This is a genomic window from Sphaerisporangium dianthi (genome assembly GCF_042654065.1).
In the GTDB taxonomy this organism is placed as follows: Bacteria; Actinomycetota; Actinomycetes; order Streptosporangiales; family Streptosporangiaceae; genus Sphaerisporangium; species Sphaerisporangium dianthi.
Genome location: NZ_JBHSFP010000052.1, coordinates 14,795 through 32,337, shown reverse-complemented (window position 1 = coordinate 32,337; position 17,543 = coordinate 14,795). Strand labels below are relative to the sequence as shown.

The 17,543-nt window shown below is 70.4% G+C and carries 17 protein-coding genes; 5 read left to right on the top strand and 12 right to left on the bottom strand.

From position 1 onward, the window contains the following. Positions 1–214 precede the first annotated feature (214 nt). The 5 genes from ACFO60_RS38375 to ACFO60_RS38355 all read right to left on the bottom strand — a co-directional run bounded on the left by ACFO60_RS38375 (position 215) and on the right by ACFO60_RS38355 (position 5,260). Positions 215–865: a TetR/AcrR family transcriptional regulator gene (locus tag ACFO60_RS38375; protein ID WP_380851567.1), complete on the bottom strand. Its 651-nt coding sequence runs from the start codon at positions 863–865 to the stop codon at positions 215–217. 95 nt (positions 866–960) lie between these two features. Continuing rightward, positions 961–1,896, bottom strand: coding sequence for a class I SAM-dependent methyltransferase (locus ACFO60_RS38370; protein WP_380851564.1), 936 nt, complete (start codon positions 1,894–1,896; stop codon positions 961–963). 193 nt (positions 1,897–2,089) lie between these two features. Beyond that, positions 2,090–3,625, bottom strand: a complete 1,536-nt coding sequence (locus tag ACFO60_RS38365) for a glycoside hydrolase family 53 protein (RefSeq protein WP_380851561.1) — start codon at positions 3,623–3,625, stop codon at positions 2,090–2,092. Positions 3,626–4,796: 1,171 nt separating this feature from the next. Then, entirely contained in the window at positions 4,797–5,123 is a 327-nt protein-coding gene (locus tag ACFO60_RS38360; protein ID WP_380851558.1) for a hypothetical protein, read from the bottom strand. Positions 5,124–5,137: 14 nt separating this feature from the next. Continuing rightward, positions 5,138–5,260, bottom strand: a complete 123-nt coding sequence (locus ACFO60_RS38355; protein WP_380851555.1) for a hypothetical protein — start codon at positions 5,258–5,260, stop codon at positions 5,138–5,140. A 290-nt stretch (positions 5,261–5,550) separates the two neighbouring features. Between ACFO60_RS38355 and ACFO60_RS38350 the strand changes: the two genes are divergently transcribed. Then, complete coding sequence (locus ACFO60_RS38350) at positions 5,551–6,294, top strand: sulfite exporter TauE/SafE family protein (protein WP_380851552.1); 744 nt, start codon at positions 5,551–5,553, stop codon at positions 6,292–6,294. A gap of 90 nt (positions 6,295–6,384) precedes the next feature. Here the strand turns inward: ACFO60_RS38350 and ACFO60_RS38345 are convergent, their stop codons facing one another. Next, positions 6,385–7,428, bottom strand: coding sequence for an NAD(P)H-dependent flavin oxidoreductase (locus tag ACFO60_RS38345; protein ID WP_380851549.1), 1,044 nt, complete (start codon positions 7,426–7,428; stop codon positions 6,385–6,387). 112 nt (positions 7,429–7,540) lie between these two features. Then, the gene (locus ACFO60_RS38340) at positions 7,541–8,173 is read right to left on the bottom strand and encodes a DUF305 domain-containing protein (protein ID WP_380851547.1); all 633 of its coding nucleotides are present in this window, start codon (positions 8,171–8,173) and stop codon (positions 7,541–7,543) included. 184 nt (positions 8,174–8,357) lie between these two features. Here ACFO60_RS38340 and ACFO60_RS38335 point away from each other — a divergent pair, with 184 nt between their 5' ends. Beyond that, positions 8,358–9,773: an LVIVD repeat-containing protein gene (locus tag ACFO60_RS38335; RefSeq protein ID WP_380851569.1), complete on the top strand. Its 1,416-nt coding sequence runs from the start codon at positions 8,358–8,360 to the stop codon at positions 9,771–9,773. A gap of 286 nt (positions 9,774–10,059) precedes the next feature. Next, positions 10,060–11,286 (top strand): acyl-CoA dehydrogenase family protein, encoded by a 1,227-nt coding sequence (locus tag ACFO60_RS38330; protein ID WP_380851544.1) that lies wholly within the window; start codon positions 10,060–10,062, stop codon positions 11,284–11,286. 316 nt (positions 11,287–11,602) lie between these two features. On the opposite strand, the gene ACFO60_RS38325 is transcribed toward ACFO60_RS38330, so the two are convergent. After that, positions 11,603–12,193 (bottom strand): TetR/AcrR family transcriptional regulator, encoded by a 591-nt coding sequence (locus ACFO60_RS38325; RefSeq protein ID WP_380851541.1) that lies wholly within the window; start codon positions 12,191–12,193, stop codon positions 11,603–11,605. A gap of 79 nt (positions 12,194–12,272) precedes the next feature. Here ACFO60_RS38325 and ACFO60_RS38320 point away from each other — a divergent pair, with 79 nt between their 5' ends. Then, positions 12,273–13,052, top strand: a complete 780-nt coding sequence (locus tag ACFO60_RS38320; RefSeq protein ID WP_380851538.1) for an oxidoreductase — start codon at positions 12,273–12,275, stop codon at positions 13,050–13,052. Positions 13,053–13,128: 76 nt separating this feature from the next. Here the strand turns inward: ACFO60_RS38320 and ACFO60_RS38315 are convergent, their stop codons facing one another. Beyond that, positions 13,129–13,296, bottom strand: coding sequence for a hypothetical protein (locus ACFO60_RS38315; RefSeq protein ID WP_380851535.1), 168 nt, complete (start codon positions 13,294–13,296; stop codon positions 13,129–13,131). Here ACFO60_RS38315 and ACFO60_RS38310 point away from each other — a divergent pair. Continuing rightward, positions 13,295–13,678 carry a VOC family protein gene (locus ACFO60_RS38310; RefSeq protein ID WP_380851532.1) on the top strand — a complete coding sequence of 128 codons (384 nt, stop codon included), beginning with the start codon at positions 13,295–13,297 and terminating at the stop codon, positions 13,676–13,678. The two genes, ACFO60_RS38315 and ACFO60_RS38310, sit on opposite strands and share 2 nt — an antisense overlap. 391 nt (positions 13,679–14,069) lie before the next feature. Here the strand turns inward: ACFO60_RS38310 and add are convergent, their stop codons facing one another. From add to ACFO60_RS38295, 3 genes are read right to left on the bottom strand one after another with little or no spacing between them, the layout of a single operon-like run. Further along, positions 14,070–15,098 carry an adenosine deaminase gene (add, locus tag ACFO60_RS38305; protein ID WP_380851529.1) on the bottom strand — a complete coding sequence of 343 codons (1,029 nt, stop codon included), beginning with the start codon at positions 15,096–15,098 and terminating at the stop codon, positions 14,070–14,072. Between the two features lie 8 nt (positions 15,099–15,106). Beyond that, positions 15,107–16,084 carry a nucleoside hydrolase gene (locus ACFO60_RS38300; protein ID WP_380851526.1) on the bottom strand — a complete coding sequence of 326 codons (978 nt, stop codon included), beginning with the start codon at positions 16,082–16,084 and terminating at the stop codon, positions 15,107–15,109. 34 nt (positions 16,085–16,118) lie between these two features. Continuing rightward, positions 16,119–17,537 carry an MFS transporter gene (locus ACFO60_RS38295; RefSeq protein WP_380851523.1) on the bottom strand — a complete coding sequence of 473 codons (1,419 nt, stop codon included), beginning with the start codon at positions 17,535–17,537 and terminating at the stop codon, positions 16,119–16,121. Between the last annotated feature and the right edge of the window lie 6 nt (positions 17,538–17,543).

Sequence of the window (17,543 nt, the reverse complement as noted above, 5' to 3'; positions counted from 1 at the left end):
CCTTCCTCGACGAGCACATCGTCTACGCGATCGTGCTGGCGGGCCTGGCCCTGGCCGCCGCCGGCGACACCCTCGGCCTCGGCGAGTGGTGGAGCCGCACCACCCTGGTCAAGCGGTACCCGATCCTGAAGTAGACGACGACACCGCCGGTGGCCCGCACGAACCCGTGCGGGCCACCGGCGTTTCCGCGTCCGAAGCCGCCTGACGGAACCGGTCAGCGAACTCCGGCCGCCGGGGCGATGCCGTGCAGGACCGTGGTCACCATGGCGTCGGCGAAGCCCTCGGGGATCTCCTGCGGCGTCATCGGCGAGCCGGTGAACAGGCGGGGGAGGACCAGGTCATGGCAGGCGCCGATGATCATCGTGGCGGCCGCCTCGGGGGCGGCCTCGGCGGACAGGCGGCCGAGCCGCTGCTCGGCACGCAGATAGTCGGTCAGGTCGGCGCGCAGACCGCGCCCGCCGGCCATCGGATTCGACAGCTCCTCGAACCTGGCGAGGACCCGCGGCTGGTGGACCAGACCGGCGAAGGCAGGCATGATCGCGATGTGCAACGCCACGCTGTGCGCGACGTAGGCGCGCAGGTTGGCCGCGACCGTGCCCTCGCCGGCCGTGCGCGGTGGCGGGCCGAGCGTCGTCTCGACCGCGCGGACGTGCGCGTGCAGCCCGAGCGCGAGAAGCTCCTCCTTGTCGGCGAAGTGGTTGTACAGCACGCCGTCGGCGACCCGCGCCTCCCGTGCGATGGCGCGCACGGTCAGACCGGCGGTTCCGCCCTCGGAGATCAGGCGTTCGGCGGTGGAGATCAGGTGCTCGCGCAGGCTCTGCTCGCCGCCGCGGTCACGCAGCACGGCCGCTTTTCTCGGAGACATCACGTCACATCGTATTGACCCCCGCACCCCTGGTGCGGTCGATCGCGAGGCGTCGCGCCGTCCCGGATCGCACGGCCGGTGGTGCGGATGCGGCGTCAAGGACGGGTCGCGGTGATCAGCAGGCCCGCGCCGCGAAGGAGGACGGCGCCGTCCCGCTCGAAGGGGGCCAGCGCCTCGGCCAGGGCCAGGCGGGCGCGGGCCCCCGCGGCCGCGTCCACCTGGCCGAGCCAGTGGCGGACCGGGCCCCAGGCCTCGAGGAACGCGGCGGCGTCCTCGGTGTCGCGGCCCCAGACCTGCGGCGCCTCGACGGGCGTGCAGGCCACCTCGGCGAAGCCGGCCGCGTCGAAGAGCTGCCGCACCCGCGCCGGGGCGGCGAGCGAGTCCGGCCCAGGACCCTCCGCGCCGGCGGACCCGCCCGAGTCCTCCGACCCGCGGGACTTCTCCGGTCCGGCGGGGCCGCCCGGCCTGGGGAACTCCTCCGGCCGAGGGGACTCCTCCGGTCCGCCGGGCGGGTCGAGGTGGGGGCGCATCGCCGCGAATATCCGGCCGAGGTCGTTGCGGTCCATGCTCTGCAGAACGAGGAAGGCGACGCGCCCGCCCGGACGCAGAGCGCGGCCGATGTTGGCGAACGCCGTCACCGGGTCGGCGAAGAACATGACGCCGAAGCGGCTGACGGCCACGTCATAGGCGTCCGCCGCAAAGGGGTGCACCTGGGCGTCCCCCTGCTCGAAGGTCACGTTCCCCACGCCTTCGGCCGCGGCGAGGGCCCGCGCCCGCTGGAGCATCGGCGTCGACAGATCGAGCCCGGTGGCGCGCCCGAGCCGCGCCCGCCGCGCCGCCAGCCGCGTGAACTGCCCGTTGCCGCAGCCGACGTCCAGCACCCGATCGTGCTCGCCGATGGCGGCCGCGCGAAGCAGGTGTTCGTTGAAGCCGCTGTTCACGGCGTCGTAGCGGTCGTGGTTGTCGGCCCAGTGGTTGCCCTCGTACCCGTTCCACGCCTCGGCCTGATGAGTATTGACGATCGAGTTCATGCGCACACGTCCCTTCCGTCGATCCGTGCGACCCGGCACGTTTATGAATGCTCGTTCATGAACGACTGTTCATGACTATAACACCCTGAGAACGACGAAAGCCGCCGCGGGCGGGGGCTGGTGAGCTCCCGCCCGCGGCGGCCGGTGCGTCCGCCGGGTCCCTGGGCCATGGCGCGCCAGGCGCGCCGCCCGGCTATGGGTGGCCGAACTCGGCGATGGCCGCGGTCGGCCGGTTGTTGAAGTCGAACAGGGCCTGGTTGTCCCAGCCATTGCCGGAGGACGGGTTCTCGGGGTCCCAGCCGTTCCCCGTGACGGCGGTCCAGGTGGGCTCCCAGTAGAAGGCGCCGAGCGCTCCCGCCGCCTGCGCGGTGCTCAGCACGTCGCGGAACATGGCGGCCTGACCCGCCTGCGTCGCCGGATATCCGGGGTAGGGGGTGGCGGCGGTGATGATGTTGGGCTCATGGTCGTCGTTCCCCGTGGTGAACGGGTAGGCGGTCTCGGCGAGGAACACCGGCTTGCCGTACCTGGACCTGATGTCGATGACGTTGGCCTGCATCGCGGCCAGCGTGCCGTGCCAGTACGAGTAGTAGGAGGCGCCGATGACGTCGAAGCGCACGCCGTTGGACCTGGCGTTGTCGAAGAACCACCGGAAGAGCGAGCTGTTGCCGCCCTCGGCCAGGTGGACGACGACCTTCGTCGACGACGACACGGCCTTGGCCGCGTCCGAGCCGGCGTTGAGCAACTGGGCGAGCCCGCCGAAGTTCGCCGAGGCCCGGCCGTCCTCCCACAGCATGCCGTCGTTGATCTCGTTGCCGATCTGCGCCATGTCGGCCGTCGTGCCCTGCGCCTTCAGGGCGTTCAGCACGTCGTATGTGTGGTCGTACACCGCCTGCCTGAGCTGGTCGAACGGCAGAGACGCCCATGAGGCGGGCTTGTTCTGCCGGCCCGGATCGGCCCAGCGGTCGGAGTAGTGGAAGTCGACGAGCAGGCCCATGCCGAGGGCCTTCACCCGCCGCGCCACGGCGAGCACGTGCGCCTTGTCGTTGTAGCCGTCCGCGGGGCGCACCCACACCTTCAGCCGCGCGTAGTTGGCGCCGTACGACTTCAGCAACGACAGCGCGTCCCGGCGGACGCCGTCGGTCCCGTAGTAGACGCCGCCGTACGCCTCGGACTTGGCCAAGGTGGAGACGTCGGCCCCCTTGACGGACAGGGTGGTCGCGCCCGGGGCGAAGGCGACGTCGTCGAAGCTGGCCCAGTTGCCGGCCGCGGCGCTGGAGTACAGGCTGATCGTGCAGGAACCGCCGGAGACGTTCGCGGACACCACGATCTTCAGCCAGTCGGCCGTGACGGGCAGCGGCGTCCGGACGGCCGGACCGCCGCAGTTCTCCAGACCGGCGTACGCCGACCCCTGCCCGCCGCCGTTCCGCACGTACAGGCTGAGCGTGTAGGGGCCGCCGGCCAGACCGGTGAGCGTCTGCGACGTCTTCACCGTGTAGGCCGACGACGACCAGTGGGTCAGCCTGAAGGAGCCGGAACGCCCGCCGGTCTCGGTGTAGTCGGCGGACGTCGTGCCGGAGCTGGTCCACCCGGGCGGGCTCGGCACCCCGGTGCCGGAGGACTCGAACCCTCCGTTCGTCACCGTCGTCGCGGCCTGCGCCGGCCCGGCGGCCGACATGGGGAGCAGCAGCGCGGCGCCGCACAGCACCGCCACCGCCATCGTCCTTCTCATGGGTCCTCCGGTCAGGAAAGGACGGGATCTGTGAACGTGCACAGTAATGTGCAGTCACCCACTTGGGAAGACGCGGTGAAACACTCAGGTCAGCGTGGCCGCTAACCACGACGTCAGAGGCCTGGTGAGCCTCGGTGCGGCCTTTTCATCTGTGTACGTTCACAGAAAAGCGTCAAATGGCGCCCGTCCCGGCCCGCCGCCGGATGGCCGTGTCCAGGGCCGGCCTGGCGCCCTTCAGGGCGGCTCGGCCGGCTCGCTCGGGACACGTGCGATGAAGCCGTTCGCGACGCGGGGACGTGATGCCGATGATCGGCAGCCCCTGGAAGGCCTCCGCGCCCGCCGGCCACGGGATCGAGCGCGCCGGGAGGAGAGTCGCGAGCGCCGGCTCTGGAGGCGTGGGCGCCGGGCGGAGAGCCGTGGGTGCCGGGCCCAGAGCCGCGCGTGCCGGGCCCAAAGTCTGAGGCGCCGGGGCCACAGGCGGAGATGCCCGGCCCACGGGCGCGCGTGGCCGCCCTGACGTCGCCGCGCGTCGCCGGGCGTCCGATGACGAGCCGGCCAGGGGCGCCGGGCGCGCCGGTCATGTGAATCAGCGGGACTTTCCCCTCGATGGTGGTTCTCAGCGGTAACTGCGTAAATCATCGTCATTCACCACATTCGTTGTAAGAAAGCACTGCAATGTCGGTGAGGCGCACGGGGTGACCGCCGAACCCGTGGTCTGTGCGGGTGACCGGTCGGTCGTGCGGCTTTCGGACCCCACCAGGTGGCATCCGTCAGGTGGCATCCGGGTACTCCGCCGCATGGTCGGCTCCTTTCGTCCGGTCTCGCCATGCGGCCGTCTTCTCTGTCGCAGGGGCTGGTCGTTCGCTCTCGCGAGTCGTCGCGGCTCGGGTCTTCTGTCGTCCTGCGGTCCTCTCCTTTCGGCGCCGTGGGGTGTTCGCGTTCCGCGGGCGGCTTCAGCGCGGCCCGGTCCTCTCCTCGCGTCTCGCAGGGGCGTTCGGTGTCGTAATAGGGGCCGTGGATCTCTCGGGTCGTCGCGCGTGTTGAATGGGCTTCCTCGGGAGCAGGCCGGGGGCGTCGGCTCCTTTCCGTGCGAGGCTGGGGATGGGCGCGGTATCAAGGCTTCTGTGTCATCTGTGACTCTGGTTCGTCCCCTTTCGTCGTTCCGGCGGCGTCAGTTCCACTGGGAACGCTGGTCCACCCTTCGCGCCGTCGCCACCGGCACGGTCGTCCGGGGCGGGTGTTCGTCGCGGACCAGCGTCTCGTAGGACACCAGCCGCCAATGGCCGAGTTCGGGATTGGTGAGAACGGAGACCACCTGGGCGTGGATCTGCGCGGTTCTGATGTTCTCGTCGGTCTGAATGCGAATGGCGACGAAACCCGCGGCCTGTTTGAATTCCTTGTCCCATTGCCTTGGCAGCAGCGCCAGCAACCGTTCCCCGTCGACCGTCACGTCCATTTTGCGTCCCTTTGAGGGGCGCATCGTCAGCACGATCAGCATGGCCCGTCCTCCGTTCAGTCCCAGGTCGTGCCCGCTGCGGCGAGCACGAAAACGGAGGCGGCGGGGCGAGGGGCGCACTCGCGGGAGGGGGGTGCGGCCGGTGCTCCGTTCGCGGGGAAGGTGGTGCGGCTGCTCATTTCCGGGTTCCTTTCCTTGTGTTCTCGATTCGTTCTCGCACCACCAACTCTGCGCTTTCAGTGGACTGCGGAACAGGGAAATGAAAGGCAGTAAGCTGCCGCCTGGTGGCCGTTTCCTGCCACGGTCCGCACTGGACGGCCCGCACGGCGCCGGGCGCTCTCCCGCTGAGCGGGCTCACCGGCAGCGCCCGGTTCCACGGCTCACCGGCCGCCCCGGCCTCACGGCTGCCGGGGCCGGGGCGGCGGCGGCCGGTCATGGGGGGCGTGGTTGGGTTGGGTCCGTGATCGTCGTGAACTCGCTTGGCCTGGTGGCCGTCGGGGTGGTGGCCGGTGTGGTCAGCACGGTGGTGAGCCTGGCGTCGGTCGTCTCCTACCCGGCCCTGCTGGCGTTCGGGCTGTCGCCGCTGAGCGCGAACGTCACCAACACCGTCTCGCTGGTGTTCACCGGGATCGGCGCGGCGGCCGGGTCGCGGCCGGAGCTCGCCGGACAGAGTGGAAGGCTGCTGCCCCTCGCGAGCATGTCGGCGGCGGGAGGCGTCGTGGGGGCGGCGCTGCTGCTGGTGACGCCTTCCCGGACGTTCGAGGCGATCGCCCCGTGGCTCATCGCGGGCGCCTCACTGATGCTGCTCCGCCCGCCGAGGCCGGACGGGCCGGCGGGCGTGCCCGGCGGGGAAGGGGGCCGGTCCATGCGCGCAGGCGTCTTCACGGTCGCCATCTACGTCGGCTACTTCGGGGCGGCCGGCGGGGTCATGATGTTCGCCGTGCTCGCGTCGGCGCTGCGCGAGGCGCCGGCCAGGCTCAACGCCTTCAAGAACGTGCTGTCGGGGCTGGCGAACAGCGTCGCCGCGATCGGGTTCGCCGTGTTCGGGCCGGTGCAGTGGGCCGCCGTCCTGCCGCTCGCGGCGGGCTTCCTGGTCGGCGGGCGCATCGGCCCCGTGCTGGCACGCCGGCTCCCCGGCCTGACCCTGCGCTACCTGGCCGCCGTCTGCGGCCTCCTCGTCGCGGTCAAGCTCGGCCTGGACGCCTACCTCTGACCCCGCGCGCGCCCGGTCCGGCGGCGACCGGGGATCGCCAGGCGGCCCGCCGTGTGCTCCGCGTGGCCCGGACCTCGGCGGGGCCCTTCGTCAGCCGAAGGAGCGGCGGGCGGCGCGCTTGAGCGCCTCCTCGGCCTCCGAGGCGAGCCGGCGCACGAGCTCGCCCGCGGGGACCTCCTCGGCGAACGGGAACCCCTGGCCGGCCCACAGGTTGATCGTGCCGGCGTCGCCCGCCTTCCTGGCCGCCGCCCGCAGCGGCGCCGTCAGGTGGTGGACCTGGGGGTAGGCCGAGGGCGCCTCGGCCGTGTGCTCCTCCATGAAGCGGTTGACCAGCCCTCGGGCCCGCTTGCCGGTGAACGCCCTGGTGATCGCCGTGCGATCGCAGGAGCCCAGCGCCTCGCGGTGCGCGGGGCTCGTCCCGGCCTCCGGGGTGCGCAGGAAGGCGGTGCCGAGCTGGGCGGCGACGGCGCCCGCCGTAAGGACGGCCGCGATGCCCGCGCCGTCGGCGATGCCCCCGGTGGCGACCACGGGCAGCGGCGTGGCGCGCAGGGACAGCCGCAGGAGCGCGAGCAGGCCGTAGTCGCCGCCGTCGTCGGTGAAGCCGCCCCGGTGCCCGCCGGCCTCGATGCCCTGGGCGACCAGCGCGTCGGCTCCGGCGTCGTGCGCGGCGGACGCCTCGTCGGGGGTGGTGACCGTCACCACGACCCGCGCTCCGGCCGCGCGGACCTCGTCGATCACCTCGCGCGAGGGAAGCCCGAAGGTGAACGACACCAGCGGCACCCGCTCGCCGATGACGACGGCGAGCTTGTCCTGCCATCCGTCGTCGTCGTCCGCCGGGACGCCGAGGGGAACGCCGTACCGCTCGGACTCGCCGCGAAGGCGTCCGGCGTAGGCCTCGACGGCCGCGCGGTCGACCTGGCCGGTGGGCGGGACGAACAGGTTGACGCCGAAAGGCGCGGTCGTGCGCGCGCGGACGGCCGCGATGTCGGAACGGAGATCGTCCGACGAACGGTAGCCGGCGGCCAGGAAGCCGAGCCCGCCCGCGGAGGAGACCGCCGCGGCCAGCGCCGGAGTCGAGGGGCCGCCGGCGAGAGGAGCCTGCACGATCGGCAGGGCGAGAGCCGCGAGATCCACCGGATCACTCTAACCGCGGGCCGCCGCCCCTTCCGGGGCCACGCCGGAGAGAAGGATCACAACAGCGGGACCCGGCCGTCCGCGGCACCGGCGCGCGGCGCCCGTCAGGCGCTCATCCGCTGGGTCGCATGCGGTGCATGCGCTGGATCTCGGCCGTCTGGGTGACCGAGATGTCCTCGGCCAGCTCTTGCACGGTGATGTGCGACCCCTTCTCCAGCTCGCCCGCGGCCATGGTGACGGCCCCCGTGTGGTGGGCGATCATCAGCTGGAGGTAGAGGCGGTCGAATCCGGCGCCCGAGGCCGCTCTCAGGCTCGCGAGCTGCTCGTCGGTGGCCATTCCGGGCATGGCGTGGTGGCCGTCGTGGTGGGCGGGGACGCGCTGCCCCTGTTGCCGCAGCCACTGGATCATCGCGTTCATCTCGGGTTCTTGCGTGCCGGAGATCCGCGCGGCCATGCGCTTCACGTCCTGGGAGGCGGCGCGGGTTGCGGCCAGCCTGCTCATGTCGAGCGCCTGCCGGTGGTGGACGACCATGTCCCGCATGAACACGACGTCCGCCGCGTTGGCCGTGGGGGAGGGGACCGCGGTGACGGTCGCGCCCGGGGGCAGGGTCTGGGCGGACTCGCCCGGCTTGCCGGGGAGGATGACCGGGACGGTGGAGGTCGCGACCGGTGTCTCGGGGCCTGACGAGCAGCCGGTCACGGTGAGCGCGGCGACGCCCGCGGCGATGAGGAGCGCGACGCGCACCCGGCCTCCTTGAAGATCTTTGCTGTGCGGCTGCACCCTAACCCGAATAGAAGTCAGGGGTAAAGGCGGAAGGTTGGAACATTTTGCTGACAAAGTGGACTATGGCAACTCTGCCGTGTTTGGTCCATGATCTCCACATCTATGTTCACCTCTGGCAGAAAGCACCAAGGAGGCTCCTGAGGTGTTGTCCACCCCCCGCAGAGGCGGCCTGACCGGCCGATTCCTCGTCCTGCTGGGCTCGGTCGCGGCGATGGCGCTGGCGGCGGTTCCCGCTCAGGCAGCGGACATCCCGGGCACCGACCAGATCGTCATGAGCCCGAACGTCCAACATGTGGCGAACGTCCCGAAACCCGCGGCGATCGCCGCCACCATCAACACCGACATCGCCTTCCAGGGCGACTACGCCTACGTCGGCAACTTCGGCGGCTTCTCCATCTACGACATCAGGAACCCCAAGAAGACCTCCGTGGTCAGCTCGGTGGTGTGCCCCGGATCGCAGATGGACCTGTCGGTCTACGGCGACCTGCTGTTCGCCTCCGTCGACTCCTCCCGCACGGACGACTCCTGCAACAGCGCGGGTCAGCCGGCGTCGGTGAAGGAGTCCTGGGAGGGCATCCGCATCTTCGACGTGCGCGACAAGGCCAACCCCAAGTACATCAAGTCCGTCGAGACCAGCTGTGGGTCGCACACCCACACTCTGCTGCCGGACAAGCGGCGCGGCAACGTGTACCTGTACGTCTCGTCGTACTCCCCGCGGGCCGAGTTCCCCGACTGCCAGCCGCCGCACGACAAGATCTCGATCGTCAAGGTGCCGCTGAACGACCCCACGTCGGCCTCGGTGGTGGCCACTCCGGTCGTCTTCCCTGACGGCGGCAACGAGACCCAGCCGGGCCTGCTGGTGCCGACCAGCGGCTGCCACGACATCACCGTCTACGCCGAGAAGGGCATCGCGGCCGGCGCCTGCATGGGCGACGGCGTGCTGTTCGACATCAGGGACCCGGAGAACCCCAGGGTGACCGCCCGGGTGACCGACCCGAACTTCGCCTTCTGGCACTCGGCCACCTTCAACAACGCCGGCACGAAGGTCGTGTTCACCGACGAACTCGGCGGCGGCGGCGCGGCCACCTGCAACGCGGTGGTCGGTCCCAACCGCGGCGCGGACGCGATCTACGACATCGTCAACGGCGGGCTGGTCTTCAAGAGCTACTTCAAGATCCCCCGCTACCAGGCGGACACGGAGAACTGTGTCGCCCACAACGGCTCGCTGATCCCGGTCAAGGGCCGCGACATCATGGTGCAGGCGTGGTACCAGGGCGGTGCCTCGATCTGGGACTTCACCGACTCCGCCCACCCCGCGGAGATCGGCTACTTCGAGCGCGGGCCGGCCGCCGAGGGTTCGGGCGGCTTCTGGTCCGCGTACTACTACAACGGCCACATCTACGCCAGCGACTTCAACAGGGGCTTCGACGTCATCAAGATCAACGATTGGCGCACGAACTCCGCGAAGAGCGTCCGCGTCGACCGCCTGAACGCCCAGACCCAGGGCTCTTACCGTGACCGCGGCCACGGCCACTGGTTCTGGAGCGCCGACGAGGACTGACCGGCCGGCATGACGCGCGGGACGCCTCCGGGCGTCCCGCGCGACCCGCCCGCCCATCGCCGCGCCGCGTGACGCCCCCAGGTCGTCCCGCTCCTCAGGCGCCGTCGCCGAGCAAGGTTCTCACCGAAGGACGGCCCGGGCCCCTACCGCCCGGACCGTCCTTTCGCGTCCATCCCGGCGGCCGGTCGGAAGTGGGGGACCGCGCCGCACTGTTACCGTTGGTAACATCCTCTGTCGTGGGCATATCCCCCTACGATGCCGATCGCCCCTTCGAGGAGTTGTCACGATGGCTGAGAGCGTGAGCGAATTCTGCCCTGAGCCGAGCGCGGACCTCCGGGAGGTCCGCGACTGGGTCCACGACTTCGCCGCCACCGTGATCCGCCCCGCCGGCGCCGAATGGGACGAGCGGGAGGAGACCCCGTGGCCGGTGATCCAGGAGGCCGCCAAGATCGGGCTGTACTCGCTCGACTTCTTCGCCCAGCAGTGGTTCGAGCAGAGCGGGCTCGGCATCCCCATCGCGTTCGAGGAGATCTTCTGGGGTGACGCCGGCATCGGGCTGTCGATCGTCGGCACCGGCCTGGCCGCCGCCGCGCTCGCCTCCAACGGCACCTCCGAGCAGATGGGGGAGTGGCTGCCCCAGATGTTCGGCACCGTCGACGACGTCAAGCTCGGCGCGTTCTGCGCCTCCGAACCCGACGCCGGCTCCGACGTGGGCGCCATCCGCACCCGCGCCTCGTACGACGAGGCCAAGGACGAATGGGTGCTCAACGGCGTGAAGACCTGGGCCACCAACGGCGGCATCGCCAACGTCCACGTCATCGTGGCCTCCGTCGACCCCGAGCTCCGTACCCGGGGCCAGGCGTCCTTCGTCGTCCCGCCGGGCGCCCGGGGGTTGTCGCAGGGGCAGAAGTTCAGAAAGCACGGCATCCGCGCCTCGCACACCGCCGAGGTCGTCCTGGACGACGTGCGCGTCCCGGGCAGCTGTCTCCTGGGAGGCAAGGACAAACTCGACGCGCGCCTGGCCCGCGTGCGCGAGGGGGGCCGCAGCGGCGAGCAGTCCGCCATGCGCACCTTCGAGACCACCAGGCCCACCGTCGCCGCCATGGCGGTGGGCATCGCGCGGGCGGCCTACGAGTACGCCCGCGACTACGCCCGCGAGCGCGAGCAGTTCGGCCGCAAGATCGGCCAGAACCAGGCGGTCGCGTTCCTGCTCGCCGACATGGCGACGCGCGTGGACATCGCCCGCCTGATGACCTGGCGCGCCGCCTGGATGGCCCGCAACGGCCGCCCCTTCGACCAGGCCGAGGGCTCGATGTCCAAACTCGTCGCGGGCGAGACGGCCGTGTGGGTCACCGAACAGGCCATCCAGATCCTCGGCGGCGCCGGCTACACCCGCGACCACCCCGTAGAACGCTTCCACCGCGACGCCAAGATCTACACCATCTTCGAGGGCACGTCCGAGATCCAACGTCTCCTGATAGGCCGCGCCGTCACCGGCCTGCACGTTCAGTGATTCCGCCCTGCCGGCGAGCACCGCGCATCGACCCCCTGTTCCGTCGCTGTTCCGTCGGACACGGCGCGGGGACGGAACAGCCGGGTCGACGGCACCTGGGAGCGGGTCTTCGCCGAGCTGATGACCCAGGCCGACGCCGATGAGGACCTGACCTGGGCGGTCTCCTTGGACCGCCCCATCGTGCGCACGCATCGGCACGCGGCCGGGGCCCGTAGAAAAGGGCCCCGGCCGGCGAGCGCCACGACCATGCCACCGGCCGCTCCCGCAGAGGACTGAGCACCAAGGTCTGCCGTGCCGCTGACGGGAAGTGCCGGCTTCAGGGTCGGGAAGCCGGTAGTGCGATGCTGTCGATCGCGGCGTCGGCGATGCGGTTTCTGGTCTTGGCGTCGACCCCTGCTTTGGCGAGCGCTTCGAGGCCGCGATGGGTGGCGAGGATCAGTCCGCCGAGCGCCTCGGCGTCGGCGGCCGGATCCAGGTGCCCGGCGCGTTGCGCCTGTTCGACAAGCCGGCGGCAGCTGTCGAGCAGGATTTCGTACGTCGCGAGTGACCTGGTGGCGATGGCGGTGTTCTCCGACGCCAGTTCGGCCGTGGCCTTGGCCAGCAGGCAGCCGGGCTGACCGGTGTGGTCGTCCGGCGCTGTGAGCCATTGGCGGAGGCGGTCGAGGGCCTGGTCTTCTGGGCCTTGGAGCCGGGCGGCGGCGTCGTTGTCGGAATTTGCGCAGTACTCCTCGAATATGCGCTGGAACAGGGCCTGCTTGTCGCCGAACGCGCCGTAGAGGCTCCCCTTGCTGAGCCCGGTCGCGCGGGACAGATCGTCGACCGAGGTGCCGTGGTAGCCGGTTTCGTTGAACTGCCGGTGCGCGATGGCCAGGACGTCTTGCTCGCTGAATTTCCGTGGTCGCCCCATGCCTTGATGATACGCCGTTCTGGACGTCCGGTCCAGATCTTCTGGACGTTCGGTCCAGAACCCTGTTATAGTGGACCGCATGTTCAGAACTGGTACTTCGCCCGACACCACCGAATTCGCAGGCAAGCGCGCGATCGTCACAGGAGGCAGCCGCGGGATCGGCGCGGCCATCGTGCAACGACTGCTCGACGGCGGCGCGACCGTCGTCACCACAGCGCGCAACGCCTCCGACCAGACACCGAAGGCCGCCACCTTCATCCAGGGCGACATCGGCACACTCGCCGGCGTACGGGCATTCACCGCCGCAGCGCTCGACGAACTCGGCGGCGTCGACATCGTGGTCAACAACGCCGCGGCGGCACGCGCCCACATCGGCGGCATCTCATCCATCCCCGACGAGGAGTGGATCGACGCACTCGATCTCAACTACCTGTCCGCCGTAAGGGTCAACAACGCACTGCTACCGGCATTGCGCGAAGCCGGGCCGGGCAGCGTGATCGTCAACATCTCATCGGGAGCGGCCCTCACACCCGCGCCGCCACTGGCCCACTACGCCGCCGCCAAGGCCGCCCTCAACACCTACGGCAAAGCGCTCGCCTCCGAACTCGCGCCCGCCGGAATCCGCGTCACCACGATCATCCCCGGCAACGTGCTCACCCCCGGCGCCGACGCGATCCGCCAGAACTTCGCCGACGCGATGGACGTCCCGCTCGCCGCCACCACTGCGGGCATCCCTCTAGGCCGCCCCGGAGACCCGCGCGACATCGCCGAAGCCGTCGCCTACCTCGTGTCCGACCGGGCCCAGTGGGTCACCGGCGTAAGCCTCACGGTCGACGGCGGCGAACTCCCCCTCATCTGACTCCCGGCGCGATCAGCCTCTTTGTCCAGCCCACAACGACCCCGGCGGCGCGAGAACCGTCCCACGCCGCCGGGCGTCAGATCGAGCAACCGACCGACCAGAGCCGGGCTCGTGAGTGCTCCGCGTCCAGCTTCTCGTACGCGTGCGCGGGTGCCTTGACGATCTCGGCATTGGCCGCGTTCGGCGAGGGCGACGGTGAGATCGAGGACGCCTTGCCGGTGAGCGGGATGTAGCGTGCGGCCATGACCACGCATTGGACGCTCGGCTGTGACGCTGCCGATCCGCACCGTATCGCTGCCTTCTGGGCCCAGGCGCTCGGCTATGTGGCCGAGCCGGGCTACGACGACCCAGACGGTGCTTCGATCATCGATCCGGACGGGAAAGAGCCGGCCATCAGCTTTCTCAGAGTGCCGGAGGGCAAGACGGCCAAGAACCGGATGCACATTGACATCCGGGTGGTTGGGCAGCCGCCATGGGAACCGGCCGAGCGTGAGCAACTCATCCGCGCGAAGGTCGCCGAGCTTGTCGTCGTCGGCGGGACGTTCGTGCGTGAGGAGTCCTACGGTGAGCATCTGGGCCATGTCGTCATGCTCGATCCCGAAGGTAACGAGTTCTGCGTCGCGTGACGGACCGCCGGCTTCGGTGGGCAACGACAATTCGTGTCCGGAACCGCTGATGATGACGGCGGGCCTGCGGCTGACCTGGACACTGTCATTTAGGCGGGTGTCGAAATACTGCGTTCGCGTCATCAAAGTCGGCAGTACGCACCGAAGATCATGTGACAGGGGAGTTCGAGGCAGGCACGCCGAGCCATCGGCTGAGCGCGGTTGCGGGCTTGGCGATGTCGTCGGCGCCCGTCCGACGGCACAGAGCGGTTCCTCCCCCCTCTTGGAAGGCTGCGCAGGTGTTCGCTGGGTCATCAATGAGCAGCGCGTCTTGGAAGGTCATGCCATGCCGGCCCAGCCAAGGCCCGAAGAATCCCTCGATACCTTCACGCGGCGCGGGAACGCGGCCACATCATCGATGGTCGCGGGGCAGGGATGGCCGGGCGCGTGCCTCAGGGTGAACGTCGCCTGATGCGGCACGGAGTCGGGCGGCGAGCTCCGCGCGCGTGTGCTCTTCCATGAACCCCGTACGTACGCTGTCTTCGTCGAGTTTCGTCAGTGCGGCGGTGTCGAATCCGAGCTGGGAGGAGAGCAGCTCGTGCTCGCGGCTGAGCGGCGATCCGGTTTGGCGGGGGTTGTCGTCTCCGAGTACGACGGGCACGCCGGCCGCGCGCAGCCGCGGCGCAGGGTGCTCGGAGATGCTCGTGATGGCGCCGGTGTAGAGGTTCGAGGTGGGGCAGATCTCGACCGCCGCTCCGAGATCCTGAAAGCGCGCGAGCACGTCGGGATCGTCGGCGATGTGCGCGCCGTGCCCGATCCGGGTCACACCGAACAGGGTGACGGCGTCGATCGCCGCCTGGCCTGGCGCGGCCTCGGCCGCGTGGCATGTCAGTCCCAGTCCTGCGGCTTTGGCGATGGCGAACGCGTCCATGAAGGGTTCGAGATCGGGGAAGCGGGCCTCGTCGCCGGCCAGGTCGAACCCGACGACGCCGTGGCCGGCGTACCGTCCGGCGGCGTGCGCGACCTCCTTGTTCAGCTCGGTGTCGTGGAGCCGCAGTGCGGCGACGACGATTCCCGTGGGCATGCCGGTGATCTCGATGCCTTGTCGTACGCCCTCGCAGGCCGCGGCGATGACCTCGTCCAGTCCGAAGCCATGGCGTACATGTGAGGCGGGCCCGAAGCGCAGCTCCAGGTAATGCTCGCCGTCGGCGTGCGCGTCCTCGACCGCCTCCCGGGCTATCCGCGTGAGGGACTCGCGGCGCGCGAAGAACGGGTAGGACGACGACACTTTCTCCAGGAAGGTGGTGAGGCTGGACGGCGCTTCGAGCTGCAGGGCCTCGCGCCAGTCGATGTGGGGTGCGAGTCCGGCCTGCTGGGCGAGTTCGGCCGCGGTCTCGGGGCGGACCCGGCCCTCGAGGTGGGTGTGCAGGTTGATGAGCACGAGGTCTCCTAGGCGAGGGTCGCGATGGGGGAGGTCAGGCGCTGGACGAGGTGCGGGCCGAGGGGTCGGTCCGTAGCGAGGACCACGCGAGTTCGGCAGCCGGGATGGTCGACGGGGCCGTGGCGCTGTTCGCGCAGGTCCAGGACGGTCTGCCCGCGGCCGGGGCCGTGGGTCGTGTCGATCTGCGCCGGCACGGCCGGGGCGGTGGCGGCCCGTATCCCGCCGACGGCGATCGCCGCGGCGAGCGGGTCGTGCAGGGCGCAGCCGCGCCGGCCGTAGAAGGAGAGGTAGAAGTCGAAGTAGAAGTCGAGCATCTCGCCGAGGCTTCTGGCCAGAGGATCAGCCGACTGGAGCAGCTGCCGGCGATCCTTCTCGGCCAGGGTGTTCTCCAGCGTCACATCGAGCGGGACGAGCGTGACGTCCCAGTGCGCGGCGATGACGTGCTGGGCCGCTTCCGGGTCGTTCCAGACGTTGGCCTCGGCGACGGCCGTGACGTTGCCGGGCACGAGCGCGGCGCCTCCCATCGTCGTGACCGAGGCGACCCTGTCGACGAGGGTGGGGTCCGTGGTGAGCGCCAGGGCGATGTTGGTCAGGGGGCCGACGGTCACGACCTGTAGTCGTCCGGCGTACTCGTGCGACAGGCGGATCAGCAGCTCTGCGGCGGCCTCGTCGGCCGGCGCGGCTCCGGACGGGTGCAGCTGGATGCCGCCGATCCCGTTCGGGCCGTGGATCTGCGGGACACCGCCGTCGAAGGGGCGGGTGAGCCAGTCCGTCGCTCCGACGGCGACCGGGATGTCATGGCGGCCGGCGAGGGCGAGGAGGTCCAGTGTGTTCCTGGCGGCCTGGGTGGCACTGGTGTTACCGCAGACGGTTCCGACACCGACGAGCTCGATCTCCGGGGAGGCCAGGAGGTAGGCGAGTGCGAGGGAGTCGTCGATCCCGGTGTCGCAGTCGAGATAGATGGGCCGGCGGGAGGTGGTGCTCATGAGTGCTCGATTCAGGTGGTGGGGGTCGCCGCGGTCAGAGCTTCTGCCCGGGGCGCGAGCGGATCAGCAGGCTCGCGCCCAGGGCGAGGCCGGTGATCGCGATCGAGACCCACAGCGCGGTCGTGAAGCCGCCGAGCGTGCCCGCCGCGGTGAACGGGGCGACAATGGCGATGCCGAGGCCGGCGCCGATGCCGAACCCCGCGCCATTGAGGCCGGGGAGGGCGGCGGGGGCTTCCGGCGGCGACAGCAGAACGCCCAGGCCGTTGATGGTGGTCAGGACGAGGCCGTTGTAGGTGATGCCGAGAACCGCGACGCAGGCGATGACCGTCCCCTGGCGGGTCGGGAACACGGCGATGACCACCAGCGCCAGGAGGCTCAGGACCAGCCCGGCGCGCAGGATGCGGATCCAGCCCTGCTTGCCGGCCAGCCACCCCGCCAACGGCGCGGCGGCGACCCCGATCAGCGCCGCCGGGGCCAGGAAGAACAGCGCGGACGTCGCGGCGTTCAGCCCGTACCCGACCTCGGCGTTCTGGCTGAGCAGGACCACGGTGAAGTTGATGACCGCGAAGATGCCGCTCAGCGTAAGGATGGTGGAGGCGATCACGGGCCACACCTGCCGCGAGCGGAGGTGGCGCACCGCGATCAGCGGCGACGTACGACGCTTCTCGATCATCCAGAACGCGATGAACGACACGAGCGTGCCGGCGAGGCAGGCGAGCGTGACCGGGGCGAGCCAGCCGGCCGACGCGCCGTTCGACACGAAGTAGGTCATGCAGATCAAGCTCAGTGACAGCGCTGCGGCGCCCCACCAGTCCATCCGCCCGGTGGGGGTGGGGCGTCCGCCCGCGGGAACGACGAGCATCACGGCGAGCAGGGATATCACGACGAAGATCAGGATCACGACGAAGATCGAGCGATACCCGAAGTTGTCGGTGAGCAGGCCGCCGACCCAGCCGTCCAGCCCGCCGGCCCCGCCGTTCACAGCGGTGATGACCCCGAGCGTGGTGCCGAAGACCTTGGCGCTCAGTGACTCGCTCAGGATGACGTACGCGAGCTGGAAGGCCGCGCTCGAGGCGCCCTGCAGCACGCGGCCCGTCAGCAGCAGCGGCAGGTTGGGTGCGACGACGCATGCGATCGTGCCGACGGCCGCCACGACGAGCACGACGATCAGGGCGCAGCGACGTCCGATGTAGTCACTCCAGCGGGAGAGCACCACGCCACCGATGGCTCCGGCCAGGAAGAACAGCGAGGTGACCTGCGAGACCTCGGCGACGTCCGTGCGGAGTTCGCGGGCGATGTGCGGCAGCGCGGGGGCGAGCATGCTCGCGTTGAGTTGATAGGACAGCACGCCGAGGATCAACGTGGCCACCAGGCCGACGGCGCGTCCTCCGGTCAGGACCGGAGTGTCCGGTGGGGTTCCGATAGCGGCGGCGGGTGCGTTCGGCACGCTCATGATGGC

Bases quoted from the DNA above. Each gene is read 5' to 3' on its own strand.
- ACFO60_RS38370 (WP_380851564.1), bottom strand. From the start codon at position 1,896: ATGAACTCGATCGTCAATACTCATCAGGCCGAGGCGTGGAACGGGTAC.
- ACFO60_RS38360 (WP_380851558.1), bottom strand. From the start codon at position 5,123: ATGCTGATCGTGCTGACGATGCGCCCCTCAAAGGGACGCAAAATGGAC.
- ACFO60_RS38310 (WP_380851532.1), top strand. From the start codon at position 13,295: ATGACCACGCATTGGACGCTCGGCTGTGACGCTGCCGATCCGCACCGT.
- ACFO60_RS38330 (WP_380851544.1), top strand. From the start codon at position 10,060: ATGGCTGAGAGCGTGAGCGAATTCTGCCCTGAGCCGAGCGCGGACCTC.
- ACFO60_RS38325 (WP_380851541.1), bottom strand. From the start codon at position 12,193: ATGGGGCGACCACGGAAATTCAGCGAGCAAGACGTCCTGGCCATCGCG.
- ACFO60_RS38315 (WP_380851535.1), bottom strand. From the start codon at position 13,296: ATGGCCGCACGCTACATCCCGCTCACCGGCAAGGCGTCCTCGATCTCA.
- ACFO60_RS38355 (WP_380851555.1), bottom strand. From the start codon at position 5,260: ATGAGCAGCCGCACCACCTTCCCCGCGAACGGAGCACCGGCCGCACCC.
- ACFO60_RS38295 (WP_380851523.1), bottom strand. From the start codon at position 17,537: ATGAGCGTGCCGAACGCACCCGCCGCCGCTATCGGAACCCCACCGGAC.
- ACFO60_RS38375 (WP_380851567.1), bottom strand. From the start codon at position 865: ATGTCTCCGAGAAAAGCGGCCGTGCTGCGTGACCGCGGCGGCGAGCAG.
- ACFO60_RS38300 (WP_380851526.1), bottom strand. From the start codon at position 16,084: ATGAGCACCACCTCCCGCCGGCCCATCTATCTCGACTGCGACACCGGG.
- ACFO60_RS38365 (WP_380851561.1), bottom strand. From the start codon at position 3,625: ATGAGAAGGACGATGGCGGTGGCGGTGCTGTGCGGCGCCGCGCTGCTG.
- ACFO60_RS38320 (WP_380851538.1), top strand. From the start codon at position 12,273: ATGTTCAGAACTGGTACTTCGCCCGACACCACCGAATTCGCAGGCAAG.